Genomic DNA, 15,843 nt, shown 5'->3' on the forward strand with positions numbered 1-15,843 from the left:
CCACCCGTTGCTGGCGGCTGCGCCGCGGACGCAACGGTGGCTAACTCGCGGCCGGGCCGCTGCGCCGCTGCGCGGCGGACCCTCCTCGAGGTCGGGTCGTGCGGGGCTGGGAGTGCGGTCATGGCGGATCCGGTCATGGCGGATCATGGGTGTCGTCGGGGGGTGGCCGGGGTGAGTGTCGCCGGAAATACGGTCGGCGGTGCCGGGCGCGGTCAGCGGGAGGCGTCAGCGCCGGGAGGCGTCGTGAATCACATCGCGTAGTTCGCGACCCTCTGCTGTCTCGTACCAGCGCAGGTGACCGAGAAGCCAGTCGTAGTAGGCGATTTCGGCGTTGCGTGGGTCGTGGGCGATGGTCAGGAAGTAGTCGATTTCGGAGAGTTCGTAGCCGATGTGCACGAGCGGGAGCAGGTCCGGGAGCAGGCGCTGTTCGGCGACCGACAGCGGTCGAACCGATTGATATCCCTGGATCAGCGCGGTGATCTGGTCTGCTCGGACGTGTGCGGGTCCGCCGTCACGCAGCGAAACCCAGTCGATGGCGGTGCGCTCGATGGCGGTGGCGAGGTCGAAGACAGCCGTCGTCCGGTCGGCCAGGCCGAAATCGATCACCGAGGTCACCTCGTGGTCGTTCCACAGCAGGTTCGTCGCGTGCCAGTCCCCGTGCGTCCACAGTGGCGCGACGCCGGAAAGGTCGGCGTGAAACTGGGGAATGTCAGCGCGCCAGTCTCTCGCACCGAGGAATCGGGCGACCGACGGCCGTCGGGCGATGTGCCATTCGAAGGCGCACGCCACGTCATTGTGCATGCTCGCCAGCAGCGGTCGCGCGGGTCGAGCCGGTGCATCGAAATCTGCTGCGGCCGAATGCAATCGGCCGAGCATCACCCCAGCGCTCCCCGCATCGTCACGGTCGCGATAGGGCGACCAGGAGAAGTCCGCGCGATACCGATCCTCCCCCATCCCCACCCGATGCACCTCGTAGACGAACGCGCCTGTCGCGCCATCACGGTCTCGGCCGGACTCATCGCTCACCCAATCCCCCACGGTGGCACGCACTTCGGGCACCGGAATATCCCGAACCCGCAGGTGCCGGATGAACCGATGCTCCTCACCCAACGCCACCACATCGCGTAATCGCGCGGGCATCCGCTTCACCACGAGCCGATCCCCACCGTCCAACCGCACCCCCACCGTCGACGACAACGGCCGCGCACCCCGCCATTCGATCGCAGCGGGCGAACCGCCCCAGGTCTCGGCGACCGCGCGAGCGATCTCGTCGTCGGTGAGCGCGGGCCACGTCGGCTCGGCCAGCGGGTCGTCGCCCATCCCGAACACCTGCTCGTCAGCCATCGGTCCAGTATCGATGGCGCCGGACCATTCAGCGTCGAACCCTCTCATCGCGCTGCCACCCCGTCGATGCGGACACCGCACGGCCGTAGCCGATCCCCTAAGCTCCCCTCGTGAGCTTGCCCTCCCCCACTGCAGACAATCGTGCCGTCGTCACCGGCGCGTCCTCCGGCATCGGCACCGCGCTGGCCGCCGAACTGGCCGGGCGCGGCTATTCGCTGATCCTGGTCGCGCGCCGCGGTGAGATCCTCACCGAGCTGGCCCAGCGGTTGACCCTGGCCCACGGCATCACCGCCGAGGTCCGCGCGGTCGACCTGGCCGATCGCACCCAGCGGGCCAGCCTCGTCGACGAGCTCGCGGTTCGCGATATCGCCGTTCTCTGCAACAACGCGGGCATCGCGACGTTCGGTCCGGTCGCCGAACTCGACTTCGCCTACGAGCGGATGCAGATGGAACTCAACGCCACCGCCGTGCACGACCTGAGCCTGGCGGTGCTGCCCGGCATGATCGAGCGCAAGGCGGGCGGGATCCTGATCAGCGGTTCGGCGGCGGGCAATATGCCGATCCCCAACAACGCCACCTACGCGGCGTCGAAGGCGTTCGCGAACACCTTCTCGGAGTCGCTGCGCGGCGAACTCAAGGGCAGCGGCGTGAACGTCACCCTGCTGGCGCCCGGTCCCGTCCGCACCGAAACCCCGGCCCCCGAAGACCAGTCGATCGTCGACAAGATGGTTCCCGACTTCCTCTGGGTGTCGTCGGAGTACACCGCGAAGGTCTCCATCGACGCGCTGGCCCGCAACAAGATGCGCATCGTCCCCGGCCTGATCAGCAAGGGCATGAGCGTGGCGGGCAATTACGGCCCCCGTTCGTTCACCGCACCGATCGCGGGCGCGTTCTACAAGAAGCTGGGCGGCTGACACCCACGTCAGCAAGTCGTCAGGAACGGTCGCCGGGTGGTCAAGGACCCGTAAAGACCGAGTTCGGCTGCCCGCGAGCGGCGTAGTCCTGGAAGTGGCCCCGCCGTCCGAGTGCGGGGGCGTCCTCCTGGAGGAGACCACCGTGACGTTGCTCGATATCTTCCCGTCCCTGCATGCGAGTGCGGTCCCCCGACTCGACCCCGCGGTGTGGCCCGCCGACACCCACTACGACGGTGACGGCCGGATCACCCTCGGCGGCGTGGCCCTGCACGATGTCGCCGACCAATACGGCACACCGGTGCGTGTGATCGACGAGACGGAGGTGCGGGAACGCTGCCGCGCCTACCGCAAGCACTTCCCCGACACCGAGATCGTTTACGCGGGTACCGCCCTGATGCTGCGCACAGTTGCCCGCTGGGTCGCCGAGGAGGGCCTCGCCGTGCAGGTCGGTTCGACCGGTGAACTCGAGGTGGCGCTCGCGGCGGGCATCGACCCACGCCGGATCGTCCTGCAGGGCAACGGGGCTCCCTTCGACGAGCTCCGCGCCGCGGTAGGCGCGGGGGTCGGCCGCATCGTGGTCTCCACCCTCACCGAGATCACCCTGCTCGCCTCGCTCGCGACCCGCCCACAGCAGGTGCTGTTGCGGGTGGCGCCCGGAATCGAGGTGCCGGGCAGCTCACGGTTCGGGTTCCCGCTCGGCAGCGATTCCTGCGCCGCGGCCGTGGCCCGGATCATCGCGCAGCCGAAGCTGATCCTGACCGGACTGCACTGCCACCTCGGCGCACAGATCCACGACCCCGACCTGTACGGCGAGGCGATCCGCCGGATGATCGGCGAGATGGCCTGGATCCAGGCCGAACACGGCACCCTGCTGACCCATCTCGATATCGGCGGCGGGCACGCGGTGGCGCTGCGCGGCGGCGATGCCGAGCTCAACCTGCGCGAACTCGCCGACATCCTCGATGACGCGCTCGACGCGGGCTGTGCGCGCCACCACTTCCCCCGCCCGGTCCTCGCGATGGAACCGGGGCGCGCGATCGTCGCGCGGGCGGGTGTCACGCTCCACCGGGTGCTCGCCGTCACCGAGGTCGCCGGCGGCAGGTGCGTGATCGTCGACGGGGATACCGACGGGCGCGACGATGTGAGCGCGCTCGTGGTCAACCGGCATCCGGCCGGACCCCAGCTCACCGCATCGGTCGCGAGCAGGCACGGTGCCGCGGGCAGGCTCATCGCCGCCGAGGTCCGGATTCCGGCCGATCTTCGTGCCGGCGAGGTTCTCGCGGTGCCGTGCACCGGTGCCTATCACCCGTGCGCGGCCGGATATCGAACAGCGGGCAGGCCGCCGGTCGTCGCGGTCGCCCACGGCCGCACCGAGCAGCTGCTCCGTCGCGAGACGACCGCCGACCTGCTGATGCGCGAGCTCGCGCGGTGACTGGCTGATCCCGGGACTCGGGGAGTGCGGCCCGCCGATCGACGGGCCGCACTCGATCACCGGCGGCGGGTGCCGAAAATACTGCGGCTGATCTCGCGCCCGGCCGCACTCGCCGCCGACCGAAGGAAACTCTTCACCGCCGGATTCGCCATGATCCGTTCAGCGGCCGAATCCTCTTCCCGCCGGTCCGTCGAGCGCCCCGGCGCGGGGGCGGATTCGGGTACCGGCTCGGCGGCCGCCACGCTGGCGAGCAGCATCTCGTAGGCCGATTCCCGGTCGACGCTCTGCCCGTATCTGCCCTGCAGCGCGCTCGACAGTGCCTTGGACTTGATCGCCTCGTCGCCGATGGTGTCCATCAGTGAGCGCGGTGGCGCGACCTTGGTCCAGGCAACGGGCGTGGGCGCACCGGTTTCGGAGAGCACGGTGACGATCGCCTCGCCGGTACCGAGCGAGGTCAGCGCCTCTTCGAGGTCGTACACCGACGACTTCGGATACGTGCGCACCGTCTTGGACAGTGCCTTCTGATCGTCGGGGGTGAAGGCGCGCAACGCGTGCTGCACGCGGGCTCCGAGCTGGGAGAGCACCGGGTTGGGGATGTCGGTGGGCAACTGGGTGCAGAAGAACACACCGACACCCTTGGACCGGATCAGCTTCACCGTCTGCTCGACCTGCTGCAGAAACGCCTTGGACGCCTCGGCGAACAGCAGATGCGCCTCGTCGAAGATGAACACGAGCTTCGGCTTGTCCACGTCACCCACCTCGGGCAACGTCTGGAACAGATCGGCGAGCACCCACATCAGGAACGTCGAGAACAGCGCGGGCCGCGCCGCCTGCTGACCGAGCTCGAACAGTGTGATCACGCCGAGACCGCCCGCGGTGCGCAGCAGATCGGCCGGGTCGAGTTCGGGTTCGCCGAAGAACGTGTCGCCGCCGTCGGCTTCCAGATTCACCAGTGACCGCAGGATCACCCCGGCCGTCTGCGAGGACACCCCACCGATGCCCTTGAGGTCTTCCTTGCCTTCGGGACTGGTCAGGTGGGTGATCACCGCCCGCAGGTCCTTCAGGTCCAGCAGGGCGAGGCCGCGCTGATCGGCCCAGTGGAAGATCAGGCCGAGCGTCGATTCCTGGGTGTCGTTGAGGCCGAGCACCTTGCTGAGCAGGATCGGTCCGAACGAGGTGATCGTCGCCCGGATCGGCACCCCGATGCCGCCGGTGCCGAGCGAGACGAACTCGGTGGGGAACGCACCGGGCGCCCAGTCGGTCGCGCCGGTCTCCGCCGCGCGCGCCCGGATCTTGTCGGTGTCGGCGCCCGGCTCGCTCAGGCCCGACAGGTCGCCCTTGATGTCGGCCATCACCACGGGAACGCCCGCGCGGGACAGATGCTCGGCGATGCCCTGCAGGGTCTTGGTCTTGCCGGTGCCGGTCGCACCGGCGACGAGACCGTGCCGGTTCATCATCCGCAGCGGAATACGCACGCGCGCACCAGGATCGGCCACGCCGTCGACCATCACCGTGCCGAGTTCCAGTGCGGGTCCGCTGAAGGCGTAGCCCTCGGCGATCTGCGCGACCGCGCCGGATGCCGCCGGCTTCGAGGCGGATTCCTCACTCGCAGAATCGGATTCGCCGCCCTCGACCGCCGGTCGACTGTCCGTGGCCGGTGCCGCGCTCGCCGCCGCGGCTTCCTGCTCGGCGGCCTCCGCGGCCGCCATGGCCTCGGCGGCGACCCTGGCCGCGTCTTCGGCCGCCTTGCGTGCCGCTGCCGCCTTCTCCTGTGGGGTGGTCATTCGCGCGTCCTCCGTCTGCTCACTGGCACGTACGCAAGAAATGCTCGAAACGTCTGTGGTCAATTCCAGGCAAACTGTATCCGGGCACGTCACCCGGTCGGCAAACATCCGGGGATGTCGTCGGCAAACCCGGTCCGCCTCGCCCACGCGACACACCTGCCGACCAGGTTCCCGGGCCCACCATTAGGGTGGCTCCCGTGTCAGACAAACTCCTGGTCTGGATGGATTGCGAAATGACGGGGCTCCGTCTCGACAGCGACAAGCTGATCGAGATCGCCGCGCTCGTAACCGACAGCGACCTCAACATTCTCGGTGACGGTGTCGACATCGTCATCCACGCCGACGACGCCGCCCTGGCCTGCATGCCACCGGTCGTCGCCACCATGCACGCGAAATCCGGTCTGACCGAAGAGGTTCGGCGTTCCACCGTCACTCTCGAACAGGCCCAGCAGCAGGTACTCGACTACATCCGCGAGTACGCGCCCACCGCGCGCACGGTGCCGCTGTGCGGTAACTCCATCGGCACCGATCGCGGTTTCATCGCCCGCGACATGCCGGAGCTGGACGCGCACCTGCACTACCGGATGGTCGACGTGAGCTCGATCAAGGAACTGTGCCGACGCTGGTACCCGCGCATCTACTTCGGTCAGCCGGAGAAGGGCCTGGCCCACCGCGCGCTGGCCGACATCAAGGAATCCATCCGCGAACTCGAGTACTACCGCCGCACCGCGTTCGTCCCGCTGCCCGGGCCGTCGACCGCCGAGATCGCGGCGGCTGCCCAGGAGGCTACCGAGGCCGTGGATGTCACCGGTTCGAGTCATCTACCAGCGGATTAGGGGTTGACACTACACACACGCTAATATCGACGGCGCCGGTGATTCACCGGTGATGGTGACCGTAGTTCAGTTGGTAGAGCACCAGGTTGTGATCCTGGATGTCGCGGGTTCGAGTCCCGTCGGTCACCCCGAAGAGAAGGCCCGGTCCACAAGGACCGGGCCTTCTTTGCTGTCTCGGCACCCCGCGGCTACGGACCGACCTGGGCGGCACCGCTTTCGGCGCGGCTCGCCCGGTGCCGTCGGACGGCCGACCGGTTCGCACACGCCGGGCTACAGAAACGCTGCCTGCCGTTGCGTGAAATGTCGGCGTACACCTGTGAGCACCCGTCCGCCGCGCAGACGCCGAGACGGTCCATCCCCAGCCCGGTGAGGTGCAATGCGGTGCCGACGGTGATCAGCGCCGCGATCTGGCGGTCCGTCGCCACCCCCGGGTCACGGAAATGCAGATGCCAGCCGTCGCCCACATGGTCGGTCAAGCGGGGCGCGGAGGCGTATTCGGCCAGCAGCACATTGAGCCGGGCCGCACGTTCGGCGCGGTCCGCGCACTCCAGCACGCCCCGCCAGCGCCCCAGGAAGGCCGTTACCGACGTCAGATCGCCGTCGGACACCGGCGTGGACAGCACCAAGCCCGCCGCCGCGCAGCGTCGCGCCAACTCCGCGGCGTTCGAACACGGAACGTTGAGCAGGTCGACGCCCAGCAGCACCGGCTCACGCCCGTAATGGTTGTAATGCACAATGCCATTACATCAGACTCGAACCATGAACAGCCACCCCGCACACACCTGGCAGATCGAGTCACGCCACCGGACCAGCGAGGGCGTCGTGGCCTACCAACGCTGCCGCTGCGGCGCGCGCAGGGTGGTCGTCGACCAGCTGAGCGTCGCGTCCGAGATCCATCGCGACGAACCGGGCCTGGCCGCCGCCGGATAACTCGCACCACCATGACGAACATCACGTTTGACCGCTACACTTTGGACCGCTGCCCAGATGTGGGGCAGATCTCGCCATCGCGTCAGCGCTCGACCGGAAAGACCCCTTGATGAAGCGTTCCACCGTCGTCGCCGTCCTCGCGGCCGTCACCGTGCTCGGCCCCGTCGCCGGGACCGCCACGGCCTCGCCCGGCCTGCCCCTCACCGACTTCACGGCGGAGACCCCCATCGGCGACTTCGGCCTGCCGAGCGATCAGCCCGAATCCGGTTCGGCGCAGAGCGGCTCCACCACCGGCGTCGAAACCACCGGATCCTCCGGTACCGGCTCGGCCGGCCTGCCCAACCTCGACCGCCTGCTGTTCGGCGGCCGCATTCTGTGCGGCGCCTTCGGTAGCGCGCTCGCGGTCGCGGGCGAGGCGATGATGGACTGCAGCGAACTCCCCACCCCGCTCTGAGCGGTCCACAGACACAACGAAGGGGCACCGGAAAAATCCGGTGCCCCTTCGTTTTTCGTCTGTCGCGCGCCTACGGAGCGTCGGCGTTGCCCGCCTTCCATTCCGGCCACGCGATGTTCCAGTCACCCAGCCCGTCGACACCGGACAGGGTGCCGCCGACCGTGTTCTTGATGACGGTGATGTCACCACGCTTGGCGTTCTCGTACACCCAGCGCGCGTTCGCCGGACTCAGGTTCAGGCAGCCGTGACTGGAGTTGGAGTAGCCCTGCTGCCCCACCGACCACGGTGCCGAGTGGAAGAAGATGCCGCTGTAGGAGATTCGCGTCGCGTAGTCGACCGGCGTGCGGTACCCGTCGGACGAGTTCACCGCCACACCGTAGGTCGAGGAGTCCATGATGATCTTCTCGTGCCGGTCGCTGACGATGTAGACGCCGTTGTCGGTGGGCGTGCTGTCCTTACCCATCGAGGTGGGCATGGTCATGATCACCTGACCGTTCTTCTCCACCACCACCTGCTTGGTGTTGTCGTCGGCGGTGAAGACCACCGCGTCACCGATGGTGAAGAACGAATGGATGTTGTCCTGGCCGTACAGACCCTTGCCCAGGTCCTTGCCGTAGACGTTCACATCGATGGTCACCTTGGTGCCCGGTGTCCAGTAGTGCTCCGGGCGCCACCGCACTTCGCGATTGTTCACCCAGTAGAAGGCGCCCTCGACGGCGGGCTCGGTGGTGATCTTGATGGCCTCTTGGGCGGCACGGCGATCGGGGATGTTCTCGTCGAACTGGATCGCGACCGGCTGACCGATTCCCACCACTTCGCCCTCGCCGGGCAGCAGGTACGGCTTGGTCTGGCTCTTCGGCGAGCTGGTGGTGAAGCTCAGCGTCGAGGAGTTCGCGCCACCGAGCCCGATGGCCGAGGCCGTGAGCTTGTAGGTCTTGCCGTAGCCGAGCACCTCGGCGGTCGACCAGGAGCGCCCGTCCGCGGCCAGCTGACCCGCTACCGCGGCGCCCTGCTGGTTGGTCAGCGTGACGTCGGTGAACTTGCCGTCCTCGACCTGGAAAGCCATGGGCATGCCGGGCGAGACGCCGACCTGCCCGTCCTTGATGGTCGAGACGAGCTTCGGCTTGATGAGCTCGGCGAGGGGGTTGCGATCGATCGCCACCTCCACCCCGGTGCCCTCGGCGGCCGAGCAGGCCGACGCGCCGAGCGCGAACACCGCCAACAGCACCATCGGAACGATCGTCCGTAGCGACCGAGGTCGCCCCCGCTTCTTACCCATGTCAACCCCGTTTCCGTACCGACGCGATTACAGTGCGCCGCAGATCCCACCGACCCGAATCGCTAGAGCCATCCGTGTTGGCGGGGGGCGTTACGAACTCGACGTCTCGCCCATTCTGCCAGCTGGCCCGGCCGGTTCCAACGGGAAAGCCCCCGCGACACGACCAAGTCACAATCGTTAGATAGGTCCGGAGGTCGTCGGTGTTAACAACGCCGGATGTGCCGCATTGTTGCTGGTCAGCGCCCGATTTCACTTTCCGCCCCACGGCCTGCTAATGTTTGTTCCGCACCGGAGACGGGGCAAAGAACAAAGACATGCGCCATTAGCTCAATTGGCAGAGCAGCTGACTCTTAATCAGCGGGTTCGGGGTTCAAGTCCCTGATGGCGCACCACAACGAAGCCCCTGACCAGGTCCCATGGTCAGGGGCTTCGTTTGTTTCGGCCGCCGGATAGGCCGTCACCGTTCAGTGATCTCGCTCACGAGGGGCAGAGTTGGCCACTGGCGCGACGCGCTTGCTCTCGGCAGTGTCACGGTGCCATGCGGCAGCACTGACAGCGATACCGAGGACAGTGACAGCGGCGGCGACCAGGTACACGACGCGCAGTCCGGCAGAGTCGATCACCTGCCCGCCGAACCAGCCCGCGAAGGCCGCGGCGAGCTGGTACGCCGAGGCGTTGACCGCGATAGCGAGCGTCGGGGCCCGCCTCGCGGTGTTCAGGACACGGGCCTGCATTCCCGGGATCACCGAGAAGCCGAGTGCACCCACCAGGAACACCATCACGCCGATGAGCACGGTCTGGCCGCTCACCGCCCACATCAGCAGCAACGCACAGGCCAGCAACACGAGCAGACCGAGCTGCGCACGTTTCGGTGAGCGGTCGGACAGTCTGCCGCCGACGACGTTGCCCACTGTGGCGCCGAGGCCGTAGACGAGGAGCATCACCGCCACAGCGCTGGAGGCGAACGTCGCGACCTCGGTCAGCAACGGCGCGAAATAGACGAACACCATCAGCACGCCCGCACTGCCGATCGCCGTGACGGCAATGGCCAGCTGAACGTCGCGATCGCCGAACACCCGCAATTCCGACCACGCCGACCCGCCGGAGTTCGCCACCTCCGGGACCGAGCGCAGAACGAGCACCAAGCCGAGAGCGCATACCGCCGCAATCGCGAAAAACGGTGTACGCCAATCGAACCGATTGCCCAGCAGCGTCCCGATCGGTGCACCCAGCACCATTGCGATGTTCATCCCGAAGACCAGCTTCGAGACCGTGGACGCCTGCTTGTCCGGCGGCGAGGTCGCGGTCGCGATGACGATCGCGTTCGCGAAGAACGTGGAGGTGACCAGCGCGGTGACAACGCGGGCAACGAAGAGGAGCTCATAGGAGGGCGCCAGCGCGGAGGCGACGTTGCCTGCCACCGCGATCAAGAGCAGCACGCTGATCAACGGTTTGCGCGAGTAGCGCGCAGTGAGCGCGGTGACGACCGGTCCACCGAAGATCATTCCGACGGCATAAGCGGTCACCAGAAGCCCGGCCGCCGAAATAGAGACGCCGAATTCAGCCGCGACATCGGGAAGGATTCCCGCGATCACGAATTCACCGGTCGTAATACCGAAGACGCACAATACGAGTGCGGCGAGACTTTGTCGCATGATTCCTATTCCTGCTGGTCAATCCGTGGCGGCAGCGAAATAAACCTTGCCAGCCCGGGCGATGCCTCACAACGGTGTAACTATCAGGATCTCGCCGTCATCGATAGAGTGTGGGTTATGGATGGGACAGGCTCGAGCTTGCAGGGCGACGACCCCACACCCCACCAACTCCGCCTGCTGCTGGTTCTCGCCGAGGAGCTGCATTTCGGCCGGGCAGCGCGCCGCGTGTACCTGACTCAGCCCGCACTCAGCCAGCAAATCCGGGCACTGGAGCAACGATTGGGAGTTCGGCTCTTCGATCGAACCAGCAGACGCGTAGAACTCACTCCTATCGCGCTGAAATTGCTGCCGCTGGCTCGTTCGATAGTGGATTCCTCGGAGCAGTTGAGAGAAATGGCGAATCACGCCACGACAGAGGTGAGAATATTGCGGATCGGGGTGTGCGAGAGTTTTACGGCACTCGGCCCGACCCGCCAGATCATCGATGGAATATCGACACGTTTTCCGGAACTGGGCCCTCGTGTGCAGGTGATCGACACGTTCACCGAGCAGCTGGCCGCGCTGGAGCGCGGTGAAATCCATGCGGCGTTCGTCCATGTGCCTGTTCCGTCGCATCTGCACGTCGTTCCACTCGTGGTCGAGCGCCGGGTCGCATGCCTGGCCGCGACGGATCCGCTGGCGCGACGAGAGTCGCTGCGCCTGGCCGATCTCGCACACCACGCGGTCGTCACGATGGTGCCCGAGTCGTTCCCCGAGGGACGCGCGTACTGGGCCGCCGACCCGCGGCCCGACGGCCGAGCCGTTCGCTATGCCACGGCCATGGGCACGACGTTCGAGTCGATGCTCGCGACCGTCGCACTGACCGGCGCGGTCGCCTTCGTCCCCGCCTCTGCCGCACAGTTGTACCCACGCCCCGACCTGCGCTTCGTGCCGGTCGACGCACTCGCCGACTGCACTTTCGGCATCGTATGGCGTTCGAGCGAGACGGACGAGCCCCGCATGGCCGGTCTGCGAGAGGTGGTAGCCGCAGTTGCCGGGCAACGGTCACGATCTCGTTATCGGACTGCCATGGACAATCCGGCGTGCTAGCGCTCAGAGCCCGATTCGGACTCGCTCTAGCTGCGCAAACCCCCGCAAAACCTGATTCGGGCAAACTTTTTCTGTGACGGCCGCCACGCAGATCAGAGTCGCAAACCTCCTGCATAGATAACGATTCTGCAACTGCCCGGCAATGAACCAAGATCGGCAGCGTTTGCCGTTCAGGTTTCGTTCACCTTGCGTTAACCCGTCGTGACCATTCTGTCATCAGGTCACAAACGGACCTGCGGTTTGGTTAGCCCGGAAGTATCCAACCTCCGATAGCACCGAACAGCGCGTGGTCTCCCCGCAGCCAGCTGTGGAGCACCGTGCGACGCCAGCGATGAACTGCCATCGAGCGTTCGTCCCCCGACAGTGTCGCACCTTCCCATACAGACAGAAACAACGCATCGCCTGACCGGCGTGTACTCCCGTGCGCGCTGCGCGATCCATCGCGCCCTGATGCAGGGCCTGCGTCGCCAGACAGAGATGAAGGAACAGAAAAGCCATGCTCAACAAAGACAAGCTCAGCACCGTTATCGGCCGTCGCTCGCGCCGTGAGGCGTTCACCGTGGCAGTCGCCGCGGTCGGCCTGGTCGCCGTAGCCGCGTCCTCCGCCGTCTCGTTCGCCGACGACAGCGTTCCCGAGCGTGCCGCCATGGTCGTCGAGCAGGCGGAGAACATCCCCGCCGTCGGCGCCGCCCCCGCCATCCAGGCCATCCCGGCGCCCGCGCCGCAGGCCGCTCCCGCCCCGGCACCGGAGGCCGCCCCGGCTCCCGAGGCCGCCCCGGCCCCGATGCCCGAGGTGAAGTCCTACGAGGACAACCTGCACGGCTGGATCACCGAAGCGCTCGACATCATGGCCGCCAAGGGCATCCCCGGCAGCTACGAGGGCATCCACCGCAACATCATGCGCGAGTCGACCGGCAACCCCCAGGCGATCAACCTGTGGGACTCCAACGCCGCGATGGGCATCCCCTCCAAGGGCCTGCTCCAGGTGATCGACCCCACCTTCGCGACCTACCACGTCGAGGGCACCCCCTTCGACGTCTGGAACCCCGTGGCCAACATCGTCGCGGCCTGCAACTACGCGGCGCAGCGCTACGGCTCCATGGACAACGTCAACTCCGCTTACTGAGCAACCTGACGGGTGAACGCCCGCGCCCCGGTCATCGCCGACCGGAGCGCGGGCGTTCCGTCGTAGAATCGCCGTCGTGCCAGACAGCGCCGATCAGGCACCCGATCACGCGCATTCCGACGCGGCCACCGCCAGCCGCGTCGCCAAGGCCCGCCGCATGGCCGCCTACGTCTGGTCACGCGATATCCGCAGCGCCGAACTGCTCGCCCTGCCCGCGGCCACCCTGCGCAAGCTGGCCCGCGCCGCCGACACCAATCCGCCGAGCACCGGCGAAACCTGGCAGGTGGTCGCCGACCTCCTCGACCAGAAGGACGCCTGGGCGGCCCGCAACCCCGGGCACGCCGCCGCGGTGCGCACCCACGCCGACGAGAAGCTGCTGTGGGTCAAGCCCCCGGTGAAGCCGTGGGAGTCCTAACACCGCGCCTCAGGCGAGCAGTAGGCCGACGGCCAGCGCGAGCATGACCACGGCGATCAGCGAATCCAGGACACGCCACGCGCTCGGGCGCGCGAAGAGCGGACCGAGCCGGCGAGCACCGTAGCCGAGGGCGCCGAACCACAGGACGCTGGCGAGCATGGCTCCGGCGGCGAGGAACCAGCGGTCGGGCGCCGCGTAGGTGCTGGCGAAGGAACCGAGCAGGACCAGCGTGTCGAGATACACGTGCGGGTTGAGCCAGGTCAGCGCCAGACAGGTGAGTACGGACGCGCCGACGGCCACCGAGGCACCCGCCGCGTCGGTGATCAGGGTCGACGAACCCAGGGCGCGCCGAGCCGCCAGCAGCGCGTAGCCGACCAGAAAGGCCGCCCCCGCGTACCGGGCGACGGTCAGCACCGCCGGAAACGACTCGACGACCGCCCCGAATCCGGCCACGCCCGCGCCGATCAACACGATGTCGGACACCGCGCACACCGCGATCACCGGCAACACGTGCTGCCCACGCACCCCCTGGCGCAGCACGAACGCGTTCTGCGTGCCGATGGCCACGATGAGCGAGAGCCCGAAGCCCAATCCGGAGAGGGCGGCCGACGCCGCCGATGATGCCGTCACAGCTCTCGACGTTAAGAGTCCGTCAATTTACAGTCCAGCTAATGATTCTTCACAACCATTAGAGTTGCTTCAGTGAATTTCCAACTGGACCAGTTGCGCGCCCTCAACGCCGTCCTCACCGAGGGCACGTTCGAAGCGGCCGCCCGTCGGCTCGACCTCACCCCGTCGGCCATCAGCCAGCGAATCAAAGCGCTGGAGGAATCGGCGGGACGTGTGCTGGTGCAACGCTCGAAACCGGTGCGCCCCACCGAATCCGGGCTCGCGGTGCTGCGTCTGGCCCGGCAGGTGGAATTGCTCGCGGGCGACACCGCGCGCGAACTCGGCGATGCCGACCGCCCCGCCGACCGGCCGATCCGCATCCCGATCGCCGTCAACGCCGACTCCCTCGAATCGTGGGTCATGCCCGCGCTCGCGAGCGTGCCCGCCGGGATCTCCTTCGACCTGCACCGCGAAGACGAGGAACACACCACCCGGTTGCTGCGCGACGGCACGGTGACCGCCGCGATCACCGCCACCGCCACACCGGTGCAGGGCTGCACCGTGGCCCCGCTGGGGGCGATGCGCTACCGCCCCACGGCGACACCGCGGTTCGTCCGCACCTGGTTCCCCGACGGCCCGACCTCCGCCGCGTATGCCCACGCGCCCGTCGTGCACTTCGATCGCAAAGACGATCTCCAGCTCCGCCAGCTACGCCGGCGCACCCGTCGCCAGGTCGATCCGCCGGGTCACTACGTGCCCTCGTCGAGCGCGTTCGCCGATGCGGTGCGGCTCGGCCTCGGCTGGGGCATGCTGCCCGACCTGCAAACCGGGAAAGACCGCACCGCAGGCACTTTGGTCAACATCGACGGTGATTCCCACATCGATGTCCCGCTGTACTGGCAGCAGTGGAAGCTGCACTCCCCCGCCCTCGCCGCCGTCGCCACCGCGATCGCCGCGGCCGCCGCGTCGGCGCTGACCACGAGCTGACCGGCCCTCGGCTCAGGCGTCGTCGAGATCCGGGACCAGGCGCAGTCCCCACTGATTGGCGCAGTTGGTACACACCCACGTCCCGTTCATCTCCCGATAGGTGAACGTGTCGTCACAGGCGGGGCAGTTCGGCGAATCGGTCATCGAAGATCCTTGTGAGTGGTGAATTATCGAGCAGCGGAGAGGAATTCGATCAGGATGCGGTTGACCTCGTCGGGCCGCTCCAGATATCCGTAGTGCCCACACCGTTCGATCTCGGTATAGGTGGCGGTCGGGATCGCCTCGGCGACCTCCCGGCAGAACCGCGGCGGCACCATCTGATCATCGGCGAACCCGACCACCAAGCTGGGCACCGAGATCCCCCGATACGCCTGCCGCCGGTCCTGCGACCGATCCATTGCCGCTTGCGCCCGAGTGCCGGGGGTTCCCTTCCCCGAGGTGAATTCGAAGATATCGAGCCACTCCTGCGCCTTGGCCGGATCGGCCAGAGTGTGTGGCGACAGATTGATCATCGCCTTGACGGCGGCCGCGTATTCCGGCGGTAGCTGAATCCCCTTGTCGAACAACGCCTGCTCGCCCTTGCTGAGGGTGCTCGTCACCGGATACGGCCGCGCGGTGGCGGCGAACATGACCGCCCGGCGCAGCAACTCCGGCCGGGCCAGCGCGAGTTCGGCGACGATCCGCGAGCCCATCGAGGTGCCGACCACATGCGCCGGAGCCCCGAGGTGCTCGATCAGCGCGGCGGTATCACCGACCAGCTGCGCCATGGTGATCCCCGAAGCCGACTCCGACGACGGCGCGATCCCCCGATTGTCGACAGTGGCGACGGTGAACCCCGCCTTGACCAGGGCGGGCACCTGATAGGTGCGCCAGACACGTCCAGGACTCCCACTACCCATCACGAGCAGGACAAGCGGTCCCGAACCGGTGACGTCGTAGCTGAGCTGGATGCCGTTGAGCGAGGCGATGGGCATATCTCAACGTACCGC

17 protein-coding genes and 2 tRNA genes are annotated in these 15,843 nt (G+C 67.4%); 11 read left to right on the forward strand and 8 right to left on the reverse strand.

Annotation, left to right across the window (positions count from 1 at the left end):
- Window positions 1–225: 225 nt before the first annotated feature.
- Complete coding sequence (locus tag ACFQ9R_RS27845) at window positions 226–1,344, reverse strand: phosphotransferase enzyme family protein (protein ID WP_378994510.1); 1,119 nt, start codon at window positions 1,342–1,344, stop codon at window positions 226–228.
- A 110-nt stretch (window positions 1,345–1,454) separates the two neighbouring features.
- On the opposite strand from ACFQ9R_RS27845, the gene cmrA reads away from it, so the two are divergent.
- Both cmrA and ACFQ9R_RS27855 read left to right on the forward strand, forming a co-directional pair.
- Window positions 1,455–2,258 (forward strand): mycolate reductase, encoded by an 804-nt coding sequence (gene cmrA / locus ACFQ9R_RS27850; RefSeq protein WP_378994513.1) that lies wholly within the window; start codon window positions 1,455–1,457, stop codon window positions 2,256–2,258.
- Between the two features lie 142 nt (window positions 2,259–2,400).
- The gene (locus ACFQ9R_RS27855) at window positions 2,401–3,690 is read left to right on the forward strand and encodes a diaminopimelate decarboxylase family protein (protein WP_378994515.1); all 1,290 of its coding nucleotides are present in this window, start codon (window positions 2,401–2,403) and stop codon (window positions 3,688–3,690) included.
- A gap of 56 nt (window positions 3,691–3,746) precedes the next feature.
- Here the strand turns inward: ACFQ9R_RS27855 and ACFQ9R_RS27860 are convergent, their stop codons facing one another.
- Complete coding sequence (locus ACFQ9R_RS27860; protein WP_378994518.1) at window positions 3,747–5,474, reverse strand: helicase HerA-like domain-containing protein; 1,728 nt, start codon at window positions 5,472–5,474, stop codon at window positions 3,747–3,749.
- A 197-nt stretch (window positions 5,475–5,671) separates the two neighbouring features.
- On the opposite strand from ACFQ9R_RS27860, the gene orn reads away from it, so the two are divergent.
- Both orn and ACFQ9R_RS27870 read left to right on the forward strand, forming a co-directional pair.
- A complete protein-coding gene (orn, locus tag ACFQ9R_RS27865) occupies window positions 5,672–6,310 on the forward strand; it encodes an oligoribonuclease (protein ID WP_378994520.1) in 639 nt (212 codons plus the stop codon).
- Window positions 6,311–6,365: 55 nt separating this feature from the next.
- A tRNA-His gene (locus ACFQ9R_RS27870) sits at window positions 6,366–6,438 on the forward strand.
- Window positions 6,439–6,498: 60 nt separating this feature from the next.
- Here the strand turns inward: ACFQ9R_RS27870 and ACFQ9R_RS27875 are convergent.
- On the reverse strand, window positions 6,499–7,044 hold the full coding sequence (locus ACFQ9R_RS27875; protein WP_378994523.1) for a CGNR zinc finger domain-containing protein: 546 nt from the start codon (window positions 7,042–7,044) through the stop codon (window positions 6,499–6,501).
- 25 nt (window positions 7,045–7,069) lie between these two features.
- Between ACFQ9R_RS27875 and ACFQ9R_RS27880 the strand changes: the two genes are divergently transcribed.
- Both ACFQ9R_RS27880 and ACFQ9R_RS27885 read left to right on the forward strand, forming a co-directional pair.
- On the forward strand, window positions 7,070–7,240 hold the full coding sequence (locus ACFQ9R_RS27880; RefSeq protein ID WP_378994526.1) for a hypothetical protein: 171 nt from the start codon (window positions 7,070–7,072) through the stop codon (window positions 7,238–7,240).
- 109 nt (window positions 7,241–7,349) lie between these two features.
- A complete protein-coding gene (locus ACFQ9R_RS27885) occupies window positions 7,350–7,694 on the forward strand; it encodes a hypothetical protein (RefSeq protein WP_378994528.1) in 345 nt (114 codons plus the stop codon).
- 70 nt (window positions 7,695–7,764) lie between these two features.
- Here ACFQ9R_RS27885 and ACFQ9R_RS27890 read toward each other — a convergent pair whose 3' ends face one another.
- A complete protein-coding gene (locus ACFQ9R_RS27890) occupies window positions 7,765–8,973 on the reverse strand; it encodes an Ig-like domain-containing protein (RefSeq protein WP_378994530.1) in 1,209 nt (402 codons plus the stop codon).
- Between the two features lie 316 nt (window positions 8,974–9,289).
- Between ACFQ9R_RS27890 and ACFQ9R_RS27895 the strand changes: the two genes are divergently transcribed.
- Window positions 9,290–9,365: transfer RNA gene (locus tag ACFQ9R_RS27895), tRNA-Lys, on the forward strand.
- 72 nt (window positions 9,366–9,437) lie between these two features.
- Here the strand turns inward: ACFQ9R_RS27895 and ACFQ9R_RS27900 are convergent.
- Window positions 9,438–10,628 carry an MFS transporter gene (locus ACFQ9R_RS27900; protein ID WP_378994532.1) on the reverse strand — a complete coding sequence of 397 codons (1,191 nt, stop codon included), beginning with the start codon at window positions 10,626–10,628 and terminating at the stop codon, window positions 9,438–9,440.
- Here ACFQ9R_RS27900 and ACFQ9R_RS27905 point away from each other — a divergent pair.
- From ACFQ9R_RS27905 to ACFQ9R_RS27915, 3 genes are all read left to right on the forward strand, one after another.
- On the forward strand, window positions 10,620–11,717 hold the full coding sequence (locus ACFQ9R_RS27905) for a LysR family transcriptional regulator (RefSeq protein ID WP_378994534.1): 1,098 nt from the start codon (window positions 10,620–10,622) through the stop codon (window positions 11,715–11,717). The two genes, ACFQ9R_RS27900 and ACFQ9R_RS27905, sit on opposite strands and share 9 nt — an antisense overlap.
- Before the next feature lie 496 nt (window positions 11,718–12,213).
- Window positions 12,214–12,843: a transglycosylase SLT domain-containing protein gene (locus ACFQ9R_RS27910; protein ID WP_378659547.1), complete on the forward strand. Its 630-nt coding sequence runs from the start codon at window positions 12,214–12,216 to the stop codon at window positions 12,841–12,843.
- Between the two features lie 76 nt (window positions 12,844–12,919).
- A complete protein-coding gene (locus ACFQ9R_RS27915; RefSeq protein WP_378994536.1) occupies window positions 12,920–13,258 on the forward strand; it encodes a hypothetical protein in 339 nt (112 codons plus the stop codon).
- A 9-nt stretch (window positions 13,259–13,267) separates the two neighbouring features.
- On the opposite strand, the gene ACFQ9R_RS27920 is transcribed toward ACFQ9R_RS27915, so the two are convergent.
- Complete coding sequence (locus ACFQ9R_RS27920) at window positions 13,268–13,888, reverse strand: LysE/ArgO family amino acid transporter (RefSeq protein WP_378994538.1); 621 nt, start codon at window positions 13,886–13,888, stop codon at window positions 13,268–13,270.
- 72 nt (window positions 13,889–13,960) lie between these two features.
- Here ACFQ9R_RS27920 and ACFQ9R_RS27925 point away from each other — a divergent pair, with 72 nt between their 5' ends.
- Complete coding sequence (locus ACFQ9R_RS27925; RefSeq protein WP_378994540.1) at window positions 13,961–14,854, forward strand: LysR family transcriptional regulator ArgP; 894 nt, start codon at window positions 13,961–13,963, stop codon at window positions 14,852–14,854.
- Between the two features lie 12 nt (window positions 14,855–14,866).
- On the opposite strand, the gene ACFQ9R_RS27930 is transcribed toward ACFQ9R_RS27925, so the two are convergent.
- Window positions 14,867–14,998, reverse strand: a complete 132-nt coding sequence (locus ACFQ9R_RS27930; RefSeq protein ID WP_378994542.1) for a hypothetical protein — start codon at window positions 14,996–14,998, stop codon at window positions 14,867–14,869.
- A 23-nt stretch (window positions 14,999–15,021) separates the two neighbouring features.
- Complete coding sequence (locus ACFQ9R_RS27935; RefSeq protein WP_378994544.1) at window positions 15,022–15,828, reverse strand: alpha/beta fold hydrolase; 807 nt, start codon at window positions 15,826–15,828, stop codon at window positions 15,022–15,024.
- Window positions 15,829–15,843: the final 15 nt, after the last annotated feature.

This window comes from Nocardia sp. NPDC056541 (assembly GCF_042794235.1).
Classification (GTDB): Bacteria; Actinomycetota; Actinomycetes; order Mycobacteriales; family Mycobacteriaceae; genus Nocardia.

What these genes read in the sequence shown, in the direction of transcription:
- ACFQ9R_RS27845 (WP_378994510.1), bottom strand. Translation starts at nt 1,344, where the DNA reads ATGGCTGACGAGCAGGTGTTCGGGATGGGCGACGACCCGCTGGCCGAG.
- ACFQ9R_RS27860 (WP_378994518.1), bottom strand. Translation starts at nt 5,474, where the DNA reads ATGACCACCCCACAGGAGAAGGCGGCAGCGGCACGCAAGGCGGCCGAA.
- ACFQ9R_RS27880 (WP_378994526.1), top strand. Translation starts at nt 7,070, where the DNA reads ATGAACAGCCACCCCGCACACACCTGGCAGATCGAGTCACGCCACCGG.
- ACFQ9R_RS27885 (WP_378994528.1), top strand. Translation starts at nt 7,350, where the DNA reads ATGAAGCGTTCCACCGTCGTCGCCGTCCTCGCGGCCGTCACCGTGCTC.
- ACFQ9R_RS27890 (WP_378994530.1), bottom strand. Translation starts at nt 8,973, where the DNA reads ATGGGTAAGAAGCGGGGGCGACCTCGGTCGCTACGGACGATCGTTCCG.
- ACFQ9R_RS27900 (WP_378994532.1), bottom strand. Translation starts at nt 10,628, where the DNA reads ATGCGACAAAGTCTCGCCGCACTCGTATTGTGCGTCTTCGGTATTACG.
- ACFQ9R_RS27910 (WP_378659547.1), top strand. Translation starts at nt 12,214, where the DNA reads ATGCTCAACAAAGACAAGCTCAGCACCGTTATCGGCCGTCGCTCGCGC.
- ACFQ9R_RS27930 (WP_378994542.1), bottom strand. Translation starts at nt 14,998, where the DNA reads ATGACCGATTCGCCGAACTGCCCCGCCTGTGACGACACGTTCACCTAT.
- ACFQ9R_RS27935 (WP_378994544.1), bottom strand. Translation starts at nt 15,828, where the DNA reads ATGCCCATCGCCTCGCTCAACGGCATCCAGCTCAGCTACGACGTCACC.